General features: G+C 68.9%; 19 protein-coding genes and 1 tRNA gene. 8 read left to right on the forward strand and 12 right to left on the reverse strand.

What is annotated here, in order from left to right; all coding sequences use genetic code 11:
* Positions 1-57: 57 nt before the first annotated feature.
* Together ACTOWY_RS30270 and ACTOWY_RS30275 are read left to right on the forward strand one after the other, a co-directional pair.
* On the forward strand, positions 58-942 hold the full coding sequence (locus ACTOWY_RS30270; RefSeq protein ID WP_441313009.1) for a helix-turn-helix transcriptional regulator: 885 nt from the start codon (positions 58-60) through the stop codon (positions 940-942).
* 25 nt (positions 943-967) lie between these two features.
* Complete coding sequence (locus tag ACTOWY_RS30275; protein ID WP_441313010.1) at positions 968-1,837, forward strand: alpha/beta fold hydrolase; 870 nt, start codon at positions 968-970, stop codon at positions 1,835-1,837.
* On the opposite strand, the gene ACTOWY_RS30280 is transcribed toward ACTOWY_RS30275, so the two are convergent.
* Positions 1,834-2,388: an RNA 2'-phosphotransferase gene (locus tag ACTOWY_RS30280; RefSeq protein ID WP_441313011.1), complete on the reverse strand. Its 555-nt coding sequence runs from the start codon at positions 2,386-2,388 to the stop codon at positions 1,834-1,836. The genes ACTOWY_RS30275 and ACTOWY_RS30280 overlap by 4 nt on opposite strands.
* Positions 2,389-2,598: 210 nt before the next feature.
* On the opposite strand from ACTOWY_RS30280, the gene ACTOWY_RS30285 reads away from it, so the two are divergent.
* Positions 2,599-3,012 carry a pyridoxamine 5'-phosphate oxidase gene (locus ACTOWY_RS30285; RefSeq protein WP_441313012.1) on the forward strand — a complete coding sequence of 138 codons (414 nt, stop codon included), beginning with the start codon at positions 2,599-2,601 and terminating at the stop codon, positions 3,010-3,012.
* Here the strand turns inward: ACTOWY_RS30285 and ACTOWY_RS30290 are convergent.
* The 4 genes from ACTOWY_RS30290 to ACTOWY_RS30305 form a co-directional block, all read right to left on the reverse strand.
* On the reverse strand, positions 2,990-3,823 hold the full coding sequence (locus ACTOWY_RS30290; RefSeq protein ID WP_441313013.1) for a ThuA domain-containing protein: 834 nt from the start codon (positions 3,821-3,823) through the stop codon (positions 2,990-2,992). The genes ACTOWY_RS30285 and ACTOWY_RS30290 overlap by 23 nt on opposite strands.
* 179 nt (positions 3,824-4,002) lie before the next feature.
* Complete coding sequence (locus tag ACTOWY_RS30295) at positions 4,003-4,875, reverse strand: SAM-dependent methyltransferase (RefSeq protein WP_441313014.1); 873 nt, start codon at positions 4,873-4,875, stop codon at positions 4,003-4,005.
* 34 nt (positions 4,876-4,909) lie between these two features.
* Positions 4,910-5,755: a Scr1 family TA system antitoxin-like transcriptional regulator gene (locus tag ACTOWY_RS30300; RefSeq protein ID WP_441313015.1), complete on the reverse strand. Its 846-nt coding sequence runs from the start codon at positions 5,753-5,755 to the stop codon at positions 4,910-4,912.
* A 49-nt stretch (positions 5,756-5,804) separates the two neighbouring features.
* Positions 5,805-6,035 (reverse strand): DUF397 domain-containing protein, encoded by a 231-nt coding sequence (locus tag ACTOWY_RS30305; RefSeq protein ID WP_247764107.1) that lies wholly within the window; start codon positions 6,033-6,035, stop codon positions 5,805-5,807.
* Positions 6,036-6,250: 215 nt separating this feature from the next.
* On the opposite strand from ACTOWY_RS30305, the gene ACTOWY_RS30310 reads away from it, so the two are divergent.
* The gene (locus tag ACTOWY_RS30310; protein ID WP_441313016.1) at positions 6,251-6,799 is read left to right on the forward strand and encodes a helix-turn-helix domain-containing protein; all 549 of its coding nucleotides are present in this window, start codon (positions 6,251-6,253) and stop codon (positions 6,797-6,799) included.
* A 12-nt stretch (positions 6,800-6,811) separates the two neighbouring features.
* Here the strand turns inward: ACTOWY_RS30310 and ACTOWY_RS30315 are convergent, their stop codons facing one another.
* Together ACTOWY_RS30315 and ACTOWY_RS30320 are read right to left on the reverse strand one after the other, a co-directional pair.
* Entirely contained in the window at positions 6,812-7,057 is a 246-nt protein-coding gene (locus ACTOWY_RS30315) for a hypothetical protein (RefSeq protein WP_441313017.1), read from the reverse strand.
* Between the two features lie 650 nt (positions 7,058-7,707).
* Positions 7,708-7,782: transfer RNA gene (locus ACTOWY_RS30320), tRNA-Arg, on the reverse strand.
* A 101-nt stretch (positions 7,783-7,883) separates the two neighbouring features.
* On the opposite strand from ACTOWY_RS30320, the gene ACTOWY_RS30325 reads away from it, so the two are divergent.
* Positions 7,884-9,560: an SDR family oxidoreductase gene (locus ACTOWY_RS30325; protein WP_441313018.1), complete on the forward strand. Its 1,677-nt coding sequence runs from the start codon at positions 7,884-7,886 to the stop codon at positions 9,558-9,560.
* 82 nt (positions 9,561-9,642) lie between these two features.
* Positions 9,643-10,572 (forward strand): cation diffusion facilitator family transporter, encoded by a 930-nt coding sequence (locus ACTOWY_RS30330; RefSeq protein WP_441313019.1) that lies wholly within the window; start codon positions 9,643-9,645, stop codon positions 10,570-10,572.
* Here the strand turns inward: ACTOWY_RS30330 and ACTOWY_RS30335 are convergent, their stop codons facing one another.
* The 4 genes from ACTOWY_RS30335 to ACTOWY_RS30350 form a co-directional block, all read right to left on the reverse strand.
* A complete protein-coding gene (locus ACTOWY_RS30335) occupies positions 10,573-11,097 on the reverse strand; it encodes a Pvc16 family protein (RefSeq protein WP_441313020.1) in 525 nt (174 codons plus the stop codon).
* A 38-nt stretch (positions 11,098-11,135) separates the two neighbouring features.
* The gene (locus tag ACTOWY_RS30340) at positions 11,136-11,768 is read right to left on the reverse strand and encodes a response regulator transcription factor (RefSeq protein ID WP_185001885.1); all 633 of its coding nucleotides are present in this window, start codon (positions 11,766-11,768) and stop codon (positions 11,136-11,138) included.
* 159 nt (positions 11,769-11,927) lie between these two features.
* Entirely contained in the window at positions 11,928-12,578 is a 651-nt protein-coding gene (locus ACTOWY_RS30345; RefSeq protein WP_441313021.1) for a response regulator, read from the reverse strand.
* A gap of 1 nt (position 12,579) precedes the next feature.
* A complete protein-coding gene (locus tag ACTOWY_RS30350; RefSeq protein WP_441313022.1) occupies positions 12,580-14,829 on the reverse strand; it encodes a histidine kinase in 2,250 nt (749 codons plus the stop codon).
* A gap of 213 nt (positions 14,830-15,042) precedes the next feature.
* On the opposite strand from ACTOWY_RS30350, the gene ACTOWY_RS30355 reads away from it, so the two are divergent.
* Both ACTOWY_RS30355 and ACTOWY_RS30360 read left to right on the forward strand, forming a co-directional pair.
* Entirely contained in the window at positions 15,043-16,251 is a 1,209-nt protein-coding gene (locus tag ACTOWY_RS30355; RefSeq protein ID WP_441313023.1) for an ROK family protein, read from the forward strand.
* Between the two features lie 282 nt (positions 16,252-16,533).
* Positions 16,534-16,869: a tetratricopeptide repeat protein gene (locus tag ACTOWY_RS30360; protein ID WP_441313024.1), complete on the forward strand. Its 336-nt coding sequence runs from the start codon at positions 16,534-16,536 to the stop codon at positions 16,867-16,869.
* 61 nt (positions 16,870-16,930) lie between these two features.
* On the opposite strand, the gene ACTOWY_RS30365 is transcribed toward ACTOWY_RS30360, so the two are convergent.
* A complete protein-coding gene (locus tag ACTOWY_RS30365; RefSeq protein ID WP_441313025.1) occupies positions 16,931-17,473 on the reverse strand; it encodes a snapalysin family zinc-dependent metalloprotease in 543 nt (180 codons plus the stop codon).
* Between the last annotated feature and the right edge of the window lie 160 nt (positions 17,474-17,633).

Genomic DNA, 17,633 nt, shown 5'->3' on the forward strand with positions numbered 1-17,633 from the left:
CGTCCCTGGGACTGGCAGTACCAGGCAAGCGAGCCCGCCGACGGTCACAATGGGCCCATGGACCGCACCCCCTCCGCAGGCGCCGCACTCGGCGAATACCTGCGCGCCTGCCGCTCGCGGGTGGACCCGGTGGCGCGCGGTTTACCCGAGGACGGCCGCCGGCGCCGGGTGCCCGGCCTGCGCCGCGAGGAGCTGGCCCAGCTGGCGGGCGTGAGCGTGGACTACCTGGTCCGGCTCGAACAGGGCCGCGCCCGCAACGTCTCCCGCGCCGTGCTGGATGCCCTGGCCAGGGCCCTGGACCTGCGTCAGGACGAACACGCCTATCTGCTGCGCATCGCCGAACCGGTGCACGCGCCGGGAACCCGCGTCGCCACCGCGTCGGTCCGCCCGCAAACCCAGCAGATCCTCGACAGCCTGCAAGGCCTGCCCGCCCTGGTCCTGGGCCGGCGGATGGAGGTGCTGGCCTGGAACAACCTCGCCGCCGCGCTCTACCTGGACTTCGCCCGGCTGCCGCCCGCCCAGCGCAACCTGCTCCGGCTGACCTTCCTGGATCCCGAGATCCGCCCGCGGCTGCGGAACTGGGACGAGGTCGTCCGCGACTGCGTGGCCTACCTGCGGGAGGACGCCTCCCGGTACCCGGACGACCCCACACTGGCCGCGCTGGTCGGTGAACTGTCGCTGAAGGACCCGGATTTCCGCCGCTGGTGGGCAGATCACCGGGTGCGCGCGCAGATGCACGGCCGCAAGACCCTGGTGCACCCGATCGCCGGCCCGCTGACGCTGAACTACCAGGCCATGGACCTGCGGGATGCCACAGACCAGAAAATCATCGTCTACACCGCCGAACCCGGCTCCCGCTCCGCCGAGGCCCTGCGCTTCCTGGCCAACTGGGCAACGGATTCAGCCCTCAGCGAGATCCCGGTCCACGAGCGGCCCGGCTGATCCCACCGCTGGCAGCATCGAACCCATGTCCCGTGCGACCCTGCCCACCGGCATCGAGCTGGCCTACGAAACCCACGGCGCCGCAACCGATCCGGCCCTGCTGCTGATCGCGGGCCAGCTGGCCCAGCTGACCGCCTGGGACGACCGGCTCGTCGAGCTGCTTGTGGCACAGGGCTTCTTCGTCATCCGCTTCGACAACCGCGACGTCGGCCTGTCCACCGGAGTCCCGGACACCCCCGCCCCGGACTTCCCGGCGATCGTCGCAGGCGACCACCGCACCGTCCCGTACTCCCTGGACGACATGGCCGCCGACGCGGTCGGCCTGCTGGACCAGCTGGGCATCGGCGCCGCGCACCTGCTGGGCGCCTCGATGGGCGGCATGATCGCCCAGCTGATCGCGATCAACCACCCCGGCCGCGCGCTCAGCCTGTGCTCGATCATGTCCAGCACCGGCGACCGCACCGTCGGCCAGAGCCGCCCGGACACGGCCGCGTTCCTGCAACGCCCCAGCCCCAGCACCCGCGAGGACATCATCGAACACGGCGCCCAGGCCGGCCTGGCGATCTCCTCGACCCGCCTCGGCGTGACCGAGGCGGACATGCGAGCCGTGTCCACCGCCGCCTACGACCGGGCCTACCGTCCAGCGGACGGTGCCCGCCAGCTCGCCGCGATCTGGTCCGCCCCACCCCGTACCAAGGCCCTGACCAGCCTCGACATCCCCACCCTGGTAATCCACGGCACCGACGATCCCCTGATCGACGTCAGCGGCGGAAAAGCCACCGCGGCCGCCATCCCCGGGGCCACCCTCATCCTCATTCCCGACCTGCGCCACGACCTGCCCCGCCCGATCTGGCCCCAGATCGTCGAAGAGATCACCGCAAACACCCGCCGCTAAGCCAAGTCCGCCCACTCCAGGTATTCCGGCGGCACCCCATCCGTCAGCCACACCCCATTCGCGCTGACGTAGAACACCCGCCCCTCGGCGACCATCCGCGCCGCAGCCACTCGCAACACCACGGGCTTGCCCCGCCGCGCGCCCACCCGGACCGCGGTCTCCTCAGTGGCGGACAGGTGCACGTGAAGCCGTCGCATCGGCCGCAGCCCTTCCCGCCGAATGGCCGCCAACGCGGCCGCAACCGTCCCGTGGAAGAGCACCGCGGGCGGTACCGCCACCGGAAGCGCCAGTTCAACCGGGACCGAATGCCCCTGACTGGCCCGGATCAACATCCCGCTGTCGTCAAAGGCAAACCGCCGCTTGTCATTCCGCGCGACAACCTCAGCCAGCTCATCCCGGCTGACCCGGAACCCATGCCCGGCCAGCGCGCTGAGCAACTCCGCGACGGAAACCCAGCCCCCGTCGCCCAACTCCAGCCCGATCTCCCCGGGTGCGTGCCGCAGGTGCCGCGACAGTCGCTTGGACACCCGAACCATCTGCTTCTCATTCATGTCCGGACAAGTGAACCCCGCGACCCCGTCAACCACCCACAGATTTATCCCATCGTCTGACCGGAAGTTGCAGGCATATCGGGATATATAAGGAGCCCTCCCAAACCAAGTCCCCGCCTGACACGATCGAGTAATTCGGCCCCGCACATCCCACGGGAGCCGCGCACCCCGCCGCGCACCCCACCACGCACCCCCGACGAGGAGAGCCCCGTGCCCATGCCCGTCCAGGACCGCATCGAGTTCCTGGCCGCTCCCCGAGTCGCCATCCTCGCCGTGACCAGGGACAACCGCGGCCCCCTCGCCGTCCCGGTCTGGTATGACTACCGGGACGGCGAGGTACTGGTCTGGACCCGGTCCAGCTCCCGCAAAGCAATCCTGATCCGCAAAGCCGGCCGCTTCACCCTGTCTGTGCAACACCCGGAACCGCCCTACGGCTACGTCACCGTCGAAGGCCCCGTGACCACCTGGCAGCAGACCCCACCCCGCGCCGACCTGATCCGCCTGGTCACCCGCTACCTACCGGCGGACGCGGCGGCCGATTTCGTCGACAACACCCAAACCCCGGACGCAATCCTCGTGGGAATGCGCCCGGAGTCCTGGATCAGCGGCTCCCCAGCCAGTTGAGCCCGTCGATGAGGAACTTGTTCTGGGTATCACTGGCAAACGTCGAGGACAACGGCCGGTTGTTCGGGTAGTCCATCGCATTGTGCCCGAAGTTCGCGTACAGCACCCGATAGTTCTTGTTGGTCCACATAATCGGGTAGTACCCAGACCGCCAAGTCTGGTTCGGATCGGTCCCCAGCGGGAAACTCGAAGGATCAACCGAAGCCAGAATCTGGATGTTCGGATTCTGCCGAAGGTCATTGGTCCAGCTGTACCACTCGCTCACCGACGAGGTGAACGTCGCAGGCAACCCGGCCGTAGCCGGATGCGACCGATTCTCCACCTTCAACTTCGCGGTGGTCGGCCCCCAGGTGTTGTTCTTGAACCGCCCGGTCCCCAGCAACGTGTTGTGGTACCAGTTCCACCCACCGGGATTGTCGTTGTAAGCAGCCACATGGAACCCCAGCCAGCCGCCGCCCCGCTCCACATACCGCTGGAACCCACTACGCTGCGCCGCAGACCCAGGCAAAGCATCCAGGAAAAGAACAACCTGGTACTGGTTCAACGCACCATCATTGGCCAAAATATTCCAGTCAGTACTCGCGGTATACGAGAAATTATGCTGCGTAGCCATCCGCGAAAACCAAGGATTAGCCTCCTTGACAAACGCGATATGAGCCGCATCCCAAGTCCCCTGATACAACCCCAACACTTTGTACCGAGGCGCGGCCGGCGCCGCACTACCCCCCTGCGTGGGAACCAACACAAGAGCCACCAACGCCACAAGCAACGCAAGCACCTGCGTCACCCGGGCACGCCTGCCGTTGGACATGCCGATCCTCTTCCTGTTCCAGGGCGGTGAGAACAGAGTCATGGCGACGGGATCGTGGCCGGCCAACGGCAGTGGGAAGGCAGCCGTCCACGCCCTCAACGGTAACCGCGTGATCGGTCCAGCTGAACGGCCGTTAGTAGGGATACTTTCCGAACAGTGTCGTCAGTCCAGCGCCCTGGTCAGCGCTTCTGTGCGACGCCGACGCGCACGGCCGACTGATTCGGCGTGGCGAAGCGCGGCTCGCCTGCCGCGCGGTCGCCGCCCTCGGGTCGCCAGAGCGGGGCCCAGGTCAGCCCGGGAGACAACAGCTCGAAGTCCCCGAACAACGCGGCGATCTCACGCTGGTCCCGGTGGAGCACCGGGATACCGGCCCCCGCGTACAGGAGGGCGGCCTCGGTCAGCCCAGGGACCAGCGCGGCAGGCACCCCGTCCACCGTGGCATGGGACAGCGCGAGGTAGGAGCCGGTGGCGAGCAGTTCCCGGTATCGCGCCACCGCGATCGGGCTCATGTCGGCGGCCCCGGTCTGGTCGGGCTGGCGCGCGTCCAGCACCGACACGGCGAGCAACGCGGTTGGTTCGGCCAGGTCAAGCACGCCGGTCTGGCCGATCAGGGTCCAGACCCGATCTGCGGCGCGCAGATCGGCGTGCAGGACGGCATGGCGCTGCGGGTCGCCGCTGCGCTCGAGGTGTATCTGGGCGTGCGCCACGGTGAGCGGATCATGGTCCAGGTAGACCACCCGCACCGCGTCAGGACACAGCTCCTCGGCTATCTCGTGCGTCTGGCTCATGGTCGGCAAGCCGGAACCGATATCGATGAACTGTCGAACTCCGAGTTCAATGAGCTGCCGGACTGCTCGATGCAGGAAAAGCCGGTTAGCTGTGTAAATCGACCTGGTCAGCGGAAGCGCGGCGAGTATTTGGTCACCGAGAGTGCGGTCTATCGCCCAATTGGTGGTTCCGCCCAGAAGATAGTCGTGGACGCGGGCGTTGCCGGGGCGGTTGAGGTTGAGCCCGGCTGGCGGGAACGGGTCCTGATCGACTGGCGCGGCCATGACTGTCCTTCGGTTGCCGACTCGTACTCCCAGGCTAAGGCCCGGCCAGTCGCTTTGCCAGTTCAGTCAGGTAGTCCTGGCTCTTGGCGGTGTTCCAGGCTGCCTCGCTGATTTTCTGCCATTCCTGCTCGAAGGCGTCAAGACCCTCATCGGGGTTAATCTGCTTGGCGCCATTCAGGTACTCGACGAACGCGTAGTCCAGTTGTGCCTCGGGGAACTTCATGACCATGAAGTCCGATTCGAGGTGCCGGATCCGGGCGGTGAACGGCAGGACCTGGAAGGAGATCTTCGGATGTTCGGCCAGATCGAGCAGATGGCGAACCTGATCGAGGGCGGCGGCCGAACCCAACTGAAACGGTACCCGCTCGAAGAACGCCTCGCCGAGGATGCAGCCGTAGTTCTCCAGCACGCTGCTGTCGAACAGTTCCCGCCGCCTGGTGCGCATGGCGACCTGCGGGGTCACGTTCGTGGCTCCGTCCAGTCCGTGCAGGGCGAGCATGAAGTGCTCGGACTGCAGTGGACCGGGCAGGCGTTCGCTGTTCCAGTTGAGGATCTGGGATGTGTCGCACTCGGTCTCGTAGACGAATCGGACCCACTCGGCCACCGCCTTGCGCTCACCGAGCCATGGCGTCCGGCTCCGGCTGGCCAAGGCCAGACCGAACAGGTTGTCCGCGTCCTCGCCCTTGATCCGTAGCGCCTGGACTATCCGACGGAGGTACTCCGGCTTGACCGCACCGAGTTCCTGTTCGTACCGCGTGATCGTCACCTGGCCACAACCGGATTTGGCCGCGAGCGCACTCTGGCTGAGGCCGACCCGGTTCCGGGCCGACCTCAATTCCAGGCCGAGTAGCCGCCGTGCTGTTGTTGCAGAAGGTGTCACGAGTTCTCCGTCAGCAGACTCCGATCACCCCGGCGCGGCGCCTCGGCGGTCAGAGGTCGTACTGGCCCGCACGTGCCGCGGTCAGGAAAGACCGCCATTCCTGATCGTCGAACACCAGAACCGGACTGGTGTCCAACTTGCTGTCCCGCAACCCGACAAATCCGGGCTGATCCAGGCTCACTTCAACGCAATGGCCACCGTTCGGCCCGCAGATCGCCGGGCGTTCCCAGCTCCCCGCGGCGAACGTGCCGGACACCGCGTACGGGTCATAGCTGTGCATACCTACCCCCTGGTGCGGACACCGTCTGACTACTGGGGCAAGCGTGTACGCGGAGTTATTCCGCCGCAACCGCGAGTAACTCCACCATCTCGGTTATCGGGCAATACTTCACCCTATGGGTATCCGTCTCGTTTGCTTGTCTAGGTTATTGGCTGAATCGGTACTGGTCAGAAGTGCGCATCACGGGCCGGGGCGGTCGCGGTCCCGATCCGACGATGCTGTTGACCTACCGGGAGATTTCCGTGACCAGCACCCCGGATCCCGAACCACTCCGCGGCCGCCGTCGCCGCAGGGTGGCCGCCGAACTCGCCAGCCGATTCGCCACCGGCGCCGTGTCCATCCCGGAACTGGCCGCGGACCTCCGCCGCGGCCCGGCCCTGGTGCGCAGGTTGCTGATCGAGGCAGGCGTGCGCACCGACAACGACGCCTGTCTCCGGGCCAGCGCGGCAGAACTGACCGCGGACCTGGTCCGCAGGCACCGCGCGGGCGAGTCGATCGAGAACCTGAGCAGGCGGACCGGCATCGACCGGCGGGCGATCCGGCGCTTGCTGGCCGAGGGCGGCGTGCCCCGACCGGTGCGCGCGCAGCAGCCCGCCGCCACCGAACTGGTGATCGAGGGCTATCGATCCGGCGCCAGCATCCGGCAACTCGCCGCGCAGTTCGGCTCCTCCTACAGCGCCGTGCGCACCCTGCTGCGCAACGCGGGGGTGGGCCTGCGGTCCCGCGGACACGGTGTCGCTGCGCCGCGGGACCGGTACAGCTAGCCGGTCAGCTCATCAGCGTGCCTCACTGTTCGACATCCCCGGCAACGCCGCTCCGGGGTGACTGCCCCAGGTGCGCCGGCCGGCCAGCGCGGAGATCCCGACCAGGGTGCCGGCGCCGGCCAGCCCGGTCACCCCACCCGCCGCGTAGCCGACCAGGGCCAGGCCGCAGGCGATCGCGATGATCAGCAGGGTCGCGCGCAGCGTGCTGGACCAGCCGCCCCGCAGGACCTCGCCGAACACGCACCGCCAGGAGGTCACCTGCCGGTGGCCCTGCGGACCGGTACGCCGCCTGCCACGCCTGCGGCCTTTCTCAACCGGGTGAGAATCCCCGGAACGTCCGCCCTGACCTGGCTTTTCCGGGTAGGACGCACTTATAGTGCTCATGCAGATTAGGACCTATCTGTGTGTTAGATACGACGCGGTCCCCTGTTACCGCAGGGGGCCGCGCTTTCTATTGCGAACAGCGAGGCGATGTCGCCTCGCTGTACTTGCGATTATGGTGCTTGATCTCGGTCGGTGCCAGTGCCGCAAAGATCATGAGCCCAGTGGCAGATAAGACACGGCGAGTGGCATTCGAGCCTAACGGGGACCAGCTCACCCAACCGTCAGGAAGCAAGGGGCCAACTAGGCAACTAACTCGATCGAATTAGCTCGATAGAGTGATGGATGGTGGCGCAACGTGTCGATCATGTAGCTCGAACGAGTGATGATTGTTTGGTCAATTTTCGGCTGGACTTCGCGGCCGGAATTGCGCGGCGAGCAAAGCTGAATTATTCAGTCCCACTTGTCGAGGGCGCGACTGATCAGCGCGACCTGTCAGCACGCAAGCGGACTGCGTGCCCAGTGGCGAAGTGAAGGAGGGGAGAAATGAAAAAGGCGACATCATGGATGCCGCCTACGTCCTGCTGTGGTGCCCCCGGCAGGATTCGAACCTGCGCCCCTGCCTCCGGAGGGCAGTGCTCTATCCCCTGAGCTACGGGGGCTAACCCGGTCGCCGTGGTCTGGGGAGAACCCCTCGCCGTGGCGACGTGCAGAAGCTTAGCGCATAGCCGGAGGGGGTCTGCACGGCCTACCGTCTTGGAGTATGACCGAGGTTGGCTACTGCTCAGTAGATTCCGGTGACCTGCGGCTTGGGGTGTGGGTTGAGGGGGTGCTGGGGGCGCCTGTTGTGGTGTTGGTGCATGGGTTTCCGGATACCTCGGCGCTCTGGGGGCCGGTGGTGGCGGAGCTGGCTCGGCGGTACCGGGTTGTGCGGTATGACGTGCGGGGTTGTGGGCGGTCGGGGGCGCCGCGGGGGCGGGATGGGTACCGGGTGGAGCGGTTGGCCGCTGATCTGGTGGCGGTGGCCCGGGCGGTGTCGCCGGGGCGGGCCGTGCATGTGGTGGGGCATGACTGGGGGTCGGCGCAGGCTTGGGAGGCTGTGACCGATCCCACATATTCCGGGGTGTTCGCCTCGTTCACGTCGGTGTCGGGGCCTTGCCTTGATCACGTGGGGTGGTGGGTTCGGGGGGCGTTGCGGCGGCCTTCGTGGCGGGGGTTGCGGGGGCTGGCGACGCTGGTTGTGCGGTCGGCGTACCTGGGGGTGTTCCGGTCTCGGTTGGGGGAGCTGGTGTCGCCGCTGGTGGCTTGGCGGTGTGGCGCGCGGGGGCGGGATGTGCGGCGGGGGCTGGAGCTTTACCGGGCGAATCTGCCGGGGTTCGTGCGGCGGCCCCGGGAGCGGTGGGCTTCGTTGCCGGTGCAGTTGGTGGTGCCGACGCGGGATGCGTATGTGAGGTCGGCGCATGTGGCCGGGACGGCCCGGTGGGTGGCGCGGTTGTGGCGGCGGGAGGTGCCGGCTGGGCACTGGATGCCGCGTACTCATCCGGTGGTGCTGGCCCGGATGGTGGGGGAGTTCGTTGATCACGTGGAGGGGGCGCCGGCCAGCCGGGGGTTGCGGGCCGCGGCGAGTGTGCAGCGGTTTGGCGGGAAGGTTGTGCTGGTCACGGGTGGGGCCAGTGGGATTGGGCGGGCCTGTGTGCGGGCTTTTGCCGCGGCGGGGGCCGAGGTTGTGGTGGTTGATGTGGATGGGGCCGGCGCCGTGGCGGTGGCGGCTGAGGTGGGTGGGACCGGGTACGCGGTTGATGTGGCTGACGGGGATGCGGTGGTCGCGCTGGCGCAGCGGGTCCGGGCCGAGGTGGGGGTGCCGGATGTGGTGGTGGCCAATGCGGGGGTCGCGGTCAGCGGGGCATTCCTGGACACCTCGGTGGCCGACTGGGCGCGGGTGGTCGATGTGAATCTGTGGGGGGTCATTCACACGTTGCGGGCCTTCGCGCCGCAGCTGGTGGAGCGGGGGGAGGGCGGGCAGCTGGTGGTCACCGCTTCGATGGCCTCGTACACGCCGACCCGGAACCTGCCCGCCTACGCCACGACCAAGGCCGCGGTGCTGATGCTGGCGCAGTGCCTGCGGGCGGAGCTGGCGGGGCGGGGGATCGGGGTCTCGGCGATCTGTCCCGGGTTTGTGCACACCAACATCACCCGGTCGGCCCGGTTCGCGGGCGCTGACGCGGCGAGGCAGCAACGGCTGCGGGAGCTGACCACCCGGCGCTACCTGCGGCGGGGGTTCGCGCCGGAGCGGGTAGCGGTGGCTGTGCTGGATGCGGTGGAGCGTGATGTGGCGGTCCTGCCGGTGACCGGCGAGGCGCGGCTCGGGTTGCTGGCTTCCCGGCTCTCACCTGCGCTTTTGCGGGCTGCGGCGCGGGTGGACCTGCTGCCCAAGGGGTAATCGGGAGGGGCTGGGGTGACCGGAGTCACCGTTGTTCATATGCGCATGTCACTATATGTTGAGTGTCGGAAGGGAGCGTGAGATGGGGCAGGGACACGGGCACGGTCATGGGTTGCCGGCGGCGCAGGCCGCCAGCGCTTCGGCGAAGTATGTGAGCCGGTTGTGGTGGGCGGTCGGACTGGGACTGGTCACGCTGGTCATGCAGGTGACCGTGGGGCTCTATACCTCCTCGCTGGCCCTGCTGTCGGACTCCGCGCACGTCTTCACCGACGTCCTCGGCGTGAGCATGGCGCTGGCCGCGATCATCGTGGCGCAGCGGGCGGCCAAGCGCGCCGGACGGACCTTCGGGCTCTACCGGGCCGAGGTGCTGGCCGCGCTGGCGAACACGCTGCTGCTCTTCGGGGTGGCCATCGGCGTCCTGCTCGAGGCGGTGAACCGCTTTGACGCCCCGCCGGAAGTGCCGGGGCTGCCGGTGACGATCGTGGCGATCATCGGTCTGGTCAACAACCTGATCGCACTGCTTCTGCTGCGTGGTGGCGCGGAGGAGAGCATCAACGTCCGGGGCGCCTACCTGGAGGTGGTCGCGGACGCGATCGGCTCGGTGGGCGTGCTGATCTCCGGTCTGGTCACCATGCTCTTCGGCTGGAAGTACGCCGACCCGATCATCGGGGTGGCCATCGGACTGTTCGTGCTGCCGCGGGCCTACGTGCTGGGCCGCAAGGCGCTGCGCATCCTCTTCCAGCACGCCCCGGAGCGCCTGGACGTCTCTGAGATGGCCGGTGAACTCCAGCAGCTGCCCAACGTCATCGAGGTGCACGACCTGCACGTCTGGACGCTGACCTCGGGCATGGAGGTGGCCTCGGCGCACCTGACCGCGCAACCGGATGTCGACTTCACCGACGTGCTGGCCGCGGCGCAGAAACTGCTCGCCGAGCGCTACCACATCGAGCACGCGACCCTGCAGGTCGAACCGGCCGGACACGTGGCCAAGTGCCGGGAACTGGCCTGGTAGTCAGGAAGGCAATCGCCAGCCGCGGGAGTCGGACTGGAGCGGGACCGCGGTCCCGCCCGGTGCGGCTCCGTCCGCGTCGGGCGTGGCGGGCAGCGTGGCCGTCACCGAGATCACGAACGCGGCTCTCGCCGGCATCCCCAGGGCCGACCAGAGTCCGCCCACCCCGTGCTCGGCCAGCCGCACCGCCACCGGCTGCCCGGATTCCTGTCCGGTGAGCGCGTCCAGCGCCTCACCCAGCAGCTCGTGTTCCCCGGCCACACTGCCCGCCCGCGCGGCGACCAGATAGGACAGTTCGAGATCGCGGGCGGGCCGGTGCGCCCGGCCCGCCCGCAACTCGTACAGGAACACGTGCACCGCGGGCAGCGGGTTCGCCTCGTTGATCCAGGTCGGGGTCGGCGGTTCCAGCCGTACCTCGACTCCCTGCGGCAGTCTGCTGCCCAGCAACCGGCACAACGCGGTGTCCACCTCGCGGATCACCCCGCCCGCCGGCTCATCCGACCGTTCGGGCCGTGACGAGTACTCCATGACGCTCCCCGTCTTCACGCACGACCCGAACGGGCGGCTCAGATCAGCCCCTCCCGGAGCGCGAACGCCACCGCGTGTGAGCGGTTGCGCAGCTGGAAGCGGTTGGTGATGTCGTGCAAGATGCTCTTCACCGTGCGCTGCGAGTAGCAGAGCTGTTCGGCGATCTCGCGGGTGTCCAGACCATCGGCGACCAGCCTGAGCACGTCGGTCTCCCGTTCCGACATGCCTGCCAGGCTCATCCCGTTCGGCCGCAGGACGTTGCGCTGCAACCGGGAGACCCGGTTCAGCAGCCGGCCCAGCAGGTCCGGCGGCAGTGCGCCCTCACCGGCGGCCGCGGCCCGCACCAGGCGGACCAGGGTCTCCGGAGTGGCCTCGGAGCGGCGGACCACGGCGCTGACCCCGGTTTCCACCGCGGTCAGCAGGTCCGTGTCATCCATCTCCCCGGCGATGAGAACGACCTTGGTGTTGCCTCGTACCTGCAGTCCCCTGAGCAGTTGCTGAGTCCGGGTGTCCGTCCGGTCGGTCACCACGAGGACCACCGCGTCCGGGCGGGCCTCCAGCGAGTCGACCAGCAGGACCTCCGGCCGGGAGCGAAGTGCGGCCGCGACGCCCGCACGTGAGATCGCATCCGTGGCGTGCAGAACTACCGGAACACGTTCCGTGTTCGTCATGATGTTTGGCCCCCTCAAGCCAAGTGTGCTGCGCTGACCTTGAGAGCGTGGCCCACCCGGTGTCCCAGGGACATGGGACTAGCTGTCCCGTTGTGCTTCGATTTCACGAATCGTTATACAAGCCCCGTTAATCTCCAACAAGCAAGGTACTTATGGTCGCTAGTTTTCGCCCAAACCGGCTTCCCTGGCCCGCATGATCGCCTCCGCGCGGTCGGCCACGTGCAGCTTGGAGAAGATGTTGGACACGTGGTTGCGCACGGTCTTTCCGCTGATCACGAGCTTGCGGGCGATCGCGGCGTTGCCCTCGCCCTGGGCGATGAGCACCAGCACCTCGTGCTCCCGGGCGGTCAGCTCGGGGAAGGCCTCCACCTGGGCGGCCCGCGCGTTGTTGCCGAAGAAACCCAGCAGCCGGGAGGCGATGGCCGGGCCGAAGATGGCCTGTCCCTGTCCCACCGCCCGGATGGCCCGGACGATCTCCTCCGGGGTGGCCCCCTTGAGCAGGTAGCCCCTGGCCCCGGCCCGCATGGCGGCGAAAACCGATTCGTTGTCGTCGAACATGGTCAGCACCAGGACACCGACGTGCGGACTGGTGCGCACGATCCGCCGGGTCGCCTCCACGCCGTTGAAGTCCGGCATGTTCAGGTCCATCACCACGACGTCGGGCTGTAGTGAGTCGGCCATGGCCACCGCGGCCGTGCCGGTGGCGGCTTCGCCAGCCACCTCTACGTCAGGCACCTGCTGCAGCGTCTGGCACAGACCGAAGCGGAACAGCGGGTGATCGTCCACCACCAGGATGCGGAGCTGGTCCAACTCAGGCTTCCTCCCTCGGCACGGGCAGCCGCGCCGCGACGCGGGTGCCTCTCACCGCTGATCGTGCCCCAGCCTCGGCCTGGGCACCGTCCTGGTTCCGGGATTCCAGGTCACGGGATTCCACCAGGAAATCCCCGCCCAGCTCACCTGCCCGTTCCCGCATCGACCGCAGCCCGACCCCGTTGCGCCTGGTCTCGCCCAGCCCCGCGCCGTCGTCGAGCACTTCCACGTGCAGGTCCCGGTCCAGCCAGACCCGCACGGTGCAGCTGTGCGCGCCGGAATGCCTGGCCACGTTGGTCAGCGCCTCGCACACGATCCGGTAGGCGGCGACCTCGACCGCGGCGGGCAACTGCGGCAGCTCGTCGGAGACGTCCACCGCGATGGTCAGCGGGGCCTCGCCATTGCCGCCCATCCGGCCGGCCAGCGTGCTGGCGTGCTCGCGCAGGGCGGTGGCCAGGCCGAGCTGGTCCAGCACCGGGGGCCGCAGGCCGTGCGCGACCCGGCGGATCTCGCCGATCGCGCCCTGGAGTTCGTCCTCCAGCCGGGTCAGCATCTCCTCGGCCGCGACCTGGTTGGCCCCCATCACCTGCCGGACCACCTGGAGTCCCAGCGCCGCGGCGGCCAGGGTGGGCCCGACCCCGTCGTGCAGGTCGTGCAGCAGCCGCCGCCGTTCCTCCTCGCGGGTGCGGACCAGGCGGCTGCGGCTGCGGGCCAGGTCGGTGGTCAGCCGGGCGGTGTAGGCCACCGCGCCGGCGTGCCGGGCCACATCGGTGAGCACCCGCAGGTCGGAGTCGTTGAAGCCCTCGCCGATCCCGCGCGCGCAGACGACCAGGTCGCCAATGCGTTCGCCCTGGTAGACCAGGGGCAGCCGGACCGGTTCGCCGACCGGCTCGCCGTAGTCGGCGACCACCTCCAGGCCCTTGTCCCGTTCCAGCTCGATCGCGGTGTACGGCAGTTTCAGCGCGTGCCCGATGGTCTCCACCAGCGTCGGCAGCATGGCTTCCGGCGTCTGGGTCTGTTCCAGCCGGGCGGAGAGCCCCGAGACCACCCGGTAGGGATCGTCGCGGTGCCCGAAGAGGCGTTTGTTGACCAGTGTGGCCAGCCGGTCGCGCAGTGGCAGCACGATCACCGCGGCGGCCGCGGCGGCCACCGCCTGGCCGGCGGGCGAACCCAGGTCGGGCAGCACCAGCAGCCGCAGCAGCCCGACCAGGATCAGGTAGCCGATGGCGATGAGCACGGACAGGATCACGTAGGTCAGCGAGCGGCTGAGCACGATCTCGATGTCCAGCGCCCGGTAGTGCAGCACCGCCAGCGCCACGGTCACCGGCACCGGCAGGAAGACCAGCGTGTGGTACTGGTAGGCGACCAGATCGGTGCCGAGCAGCTGGGTCGGCAGGCCCCACAGGACCGCGTAGAGCACCGCGGCGATGCCCAGTGAGGCGGCCAGCCAGCGCAGCCGCATCCGGGTGAGGTTGTCCTTGCAGGTCCGGTACTTGTAGACGAGCACGCCGAGCACCAGCAGTGGGTAGACGTAGAGCACGGTGCGGATCGGCGAGGCCCACACGTGCAGCGCTTCCACCGGGCCGTCGGCGCGGGGCAGGCCGATGAGCATGGTCAGCCCGTAGAGCAGCAGGCCGCCGCCGTAGCTGAGCGCGATCAGCAGGCCGTACCTGGTCTTGGTGGTGACCTCCGGGTAGGCGAAGGCGAAATGCAGCATGCCGCCCCACAGCAGCACCCAGAAAAGCTGTCCGACGTACCAGCGCCAGAACTGATCGCCTGCCACCAGGTCGAGGGCTTCCAGTCCGAAATAGCCGGAACCGGCGAGGGTGATCATCGCGATCGAGGAGGCGACCACCGCGGCGCGCGCGGCCGCGTCCCTGGGGCGGCGGACGAACAGGTAGATGGCGCTGCCGAAGAGCATGAACAGCACGAGCAGGCTGGGCCAGCTGTGCAGCAGCTGGTCGCCGACCGGGTAGCGCCCGAGGGTGACGTTGTGCGTCTCCGCGACCTCTTTGCCTTTGCGCAGCACCCGGTACTCAAGGGTGTCGTTGACCTTGAACTCCGGGCCGCCGGGCAGGCGACTGTGCTCGATCACGTCCCGGCCCGCGATGGAGATGATCACGTCGCCGACCTGGAGCGGGCTGCCTGGCCGCGCCTCGACCACCTCGACCTGGCCGCTGGGCACGGCGAAGTCGGTCTTGTTGATCAGGGTGCCGTCCGAGGCCGCGTCGTGCCGGCTGAACACGCTCATGATCGCGAGCACAACCGAGACGACAGCGAAAGCCGCCACCAGGATCACGCGCCCCCTCGAACCCGACACGGGGGTAATCGTGCTGCATACCCGGATCGAGTGCGACAACGTTCTGGCACCGAATTCTTACCGCGCCAGGTCAGGCCGTAATCCCACCGCACACGCGCGGTCCTAGACTTTGGCACACAGGGTGTTGACGAAAGCGGGTAACGCGTGACTGGTCAGTCGAGCCATCCGGTCGGGACCCCGGCCAGCATGCGGGTGCTCAACCAGCGTGCGGTGCTCGAACTGCTACGCCGGTCCGGGCCCGCGACCAGGCCACAGGTGGCCAAGGGCACCGGTCTGTCCAAACCGACCGTCGGGCAGGCGCTGCTCGGGCTGGAGCAGGCCGGACTGGTCCGCCCGGCGGGCCGGACCTCGGCCGGACCCGGTCGGTCGGCGGTGGTCTACGAGGCCAACCCGGCCGCGGGTTACGTGCTCGCGGTGGACATCGGCCGGGAGCGGATCCGGTTGTCCCTGGTGGACCTGGGTGGGGCCGAGGTGTCCCGCTGCGACGAGCGCAACCGCTGCCGCTCGGCCAGCGCGCTGGTCCGGCAGGTCCGGGAGCTGGCCGATCGCATCGTGGACGTGGCCGGGATCCGGTTCGACCAGGTGGTGGCCAAGGTGGTCGGCAGTCCTGGGGTCGCCGACCGGAACAGCCGGGCGCTGCAGCTCGCGCCGAACCTGCCCGGCTGGGGCCGCAAGGGCCTGCTGGACGAGCTGGAATCGGTGCTCGGGCCGGGGCTGATCGTGGAGAACGACGCGAACCTGGCCGCGCTCGGCGAGCGGGAACGCGGCGCCGCACGGGAGGCCAGGGTGTTCGTGCTGGTCACCGTGGGCACCGGGGTCGGCATGGGCATTGTCATGGACGGGCACCTCTTCCGCGGCGCGCACGGCGCGGCCGGGGAGATCGGCTACCTGCCCTACGGGCGCTTCGACGAGCAGGCGGTGCTCTCCGGCGAGCTGGCGCCGCCGCCGCGCGGGCTGCTGGAACAGGCCACCGCGGCCGAGCCGGTGGTGGAACTGGCGCACGAGCTGGGCCTGACCCAGGCGCGCAGCGCCAAGGACGTCTTCGCGGCCGCCGCGGCGGGACAGGCCACCGCGTTGCGGGTGGTGGAGCTGATCGCGGCCCGGCTGGCCTACGGGATCGCCTCGGTGACCGCGGTGATCGACCCGGAGCTGGTGGTGCTCGGCGGTGGCATCGGACGCAACTTCGAGCTGCTGATCGAGCCGATGGAACGGGCGCTGCGCTACCTCAGCCCGCTGCTGCCGACCGTGGTTGGCGGGGAGCTGGGCGATGACGCGGTGCTGGCGGGCGCGGTCGCGGTCGGACTGCGTGCGGCCGAGGAGACCGTGTTCGAGCGGCACGTGCACGCCGGCTGAACGGCGCGCGTCAGCGAAACGTCAGCGCGACTGCCTACTGTTGAGTATGTCGAAGGCGGGCCCGCTGCGCTGCTTGCCACCTTCGACCGTAGGCGCAGGCTGTTCGGGGTGTCCGCACCCCGTCCCACCCGGCCCGCGCTGCGAGCCCTGCCTGGTTCCAGAGCTTCCCCAGGGCATTGGAGCAGGCAGGGCTCCCCCCAACTCTCCTGGGCGGGAATGCCCTGACCCCACACGGTGTTGAGCCGGTGCACACGCACCATCGAGTCCACTGTGGAGGGTCGAATGCCGGAGAACTACCGTTGGGCGGAATCGCTGCTGGCCCAAGGCGACCCGTTGGGTGCGCTGCAGGTGCTGACGCCGCTGCTGACCGCGGAGGCCACCTTCTCGGTGCGGCTGCTGGCCGCCCGCGCCTACTACCACTCCGCGCAGCTGGGCCGGGCCGAGCAGTTGCTCACCGAGCTGATCGAGTCGGACCCGACCGACCACTACACCCGGTTCCTGCTGGGCCGCACGCTGGAGCGGGCGGGCAGGCGGCCGGAGTCGGTGCGGCACTTCCGGCTGGCCGCGGCGCTGTCGCCGAGCCCGGACTACGCCGAGGCGCTGGCCAGGGTCTGCTGAGCCGGAAACAGCCGAACGGCCCGCCCGCGTCAGGATCGCGGACGGGCCGTTCCCGCGCTGATCAGCCCGCCAGGGCCCAGTCGCTGCCGTCGGTGCTGGTCGGCGCGACGAAGCCGCCGGCGAAGTTGCGCTCCACCTGGGCCTTCTCCGCGGCGTTCGGCAGCGGGTTCTTGCAGCCGGTGCCCGCGCTGGCGCCGGACATCAGGTCAACGCACAGCCCGGTGCGCCGGTCCGGCAGGCCGAGGATGTGGCCCAGCTCGTGCGCGGTGATCCGGGGGACGTGGTGCCCGTCGTTGACGGCGGTGCGGCCCATCCACACGGTGCCGCGGCCGAGCCCGCTGACCTGCGCGCGTGGCCAGCCGTTGTCGGCCAGGATCCGGATCTGGGCCGGGGTGCCCGGTTCCAGGCGCACGTTCTTCACCGAGGCGTTCCAGACCTTGGCGCCCTCGTCCCAGGCCGCCTTGAACTCCTGCGCCTGGCTGGTGTCGTACTTGATCACTCGGACCGCGCTGGTCTCGGCGGCCGCGGGCGAGATGACCACGAGCAGCGACGCCACGGCGGTGACCACCCCGACGACCAATCGCCTGATCTTGTTCTGGAGCACGGTTCATCTCCTACCGATGCAGGGAAAAGAGCTGCCCTCAGCTAATCGCGCCGGGCCGGACACATCAACGGCCACGCATATACCAATGCCCCCCAATCCTGGGGTTATGGCGGAAAAACAGACTGACGGCCCGGGTGGTTAGTCGCAGCCGGAGCAGACC

The organism is Crossiella sp. CA198 (assembly GCF_052078295.1).
In the GTDB taxonomy this organism is placed as follows: Bacteria; Actinomycetota; Actinomycetes; order Mycobacteriales; family Pseudonocardiaceae; genus Crossiella.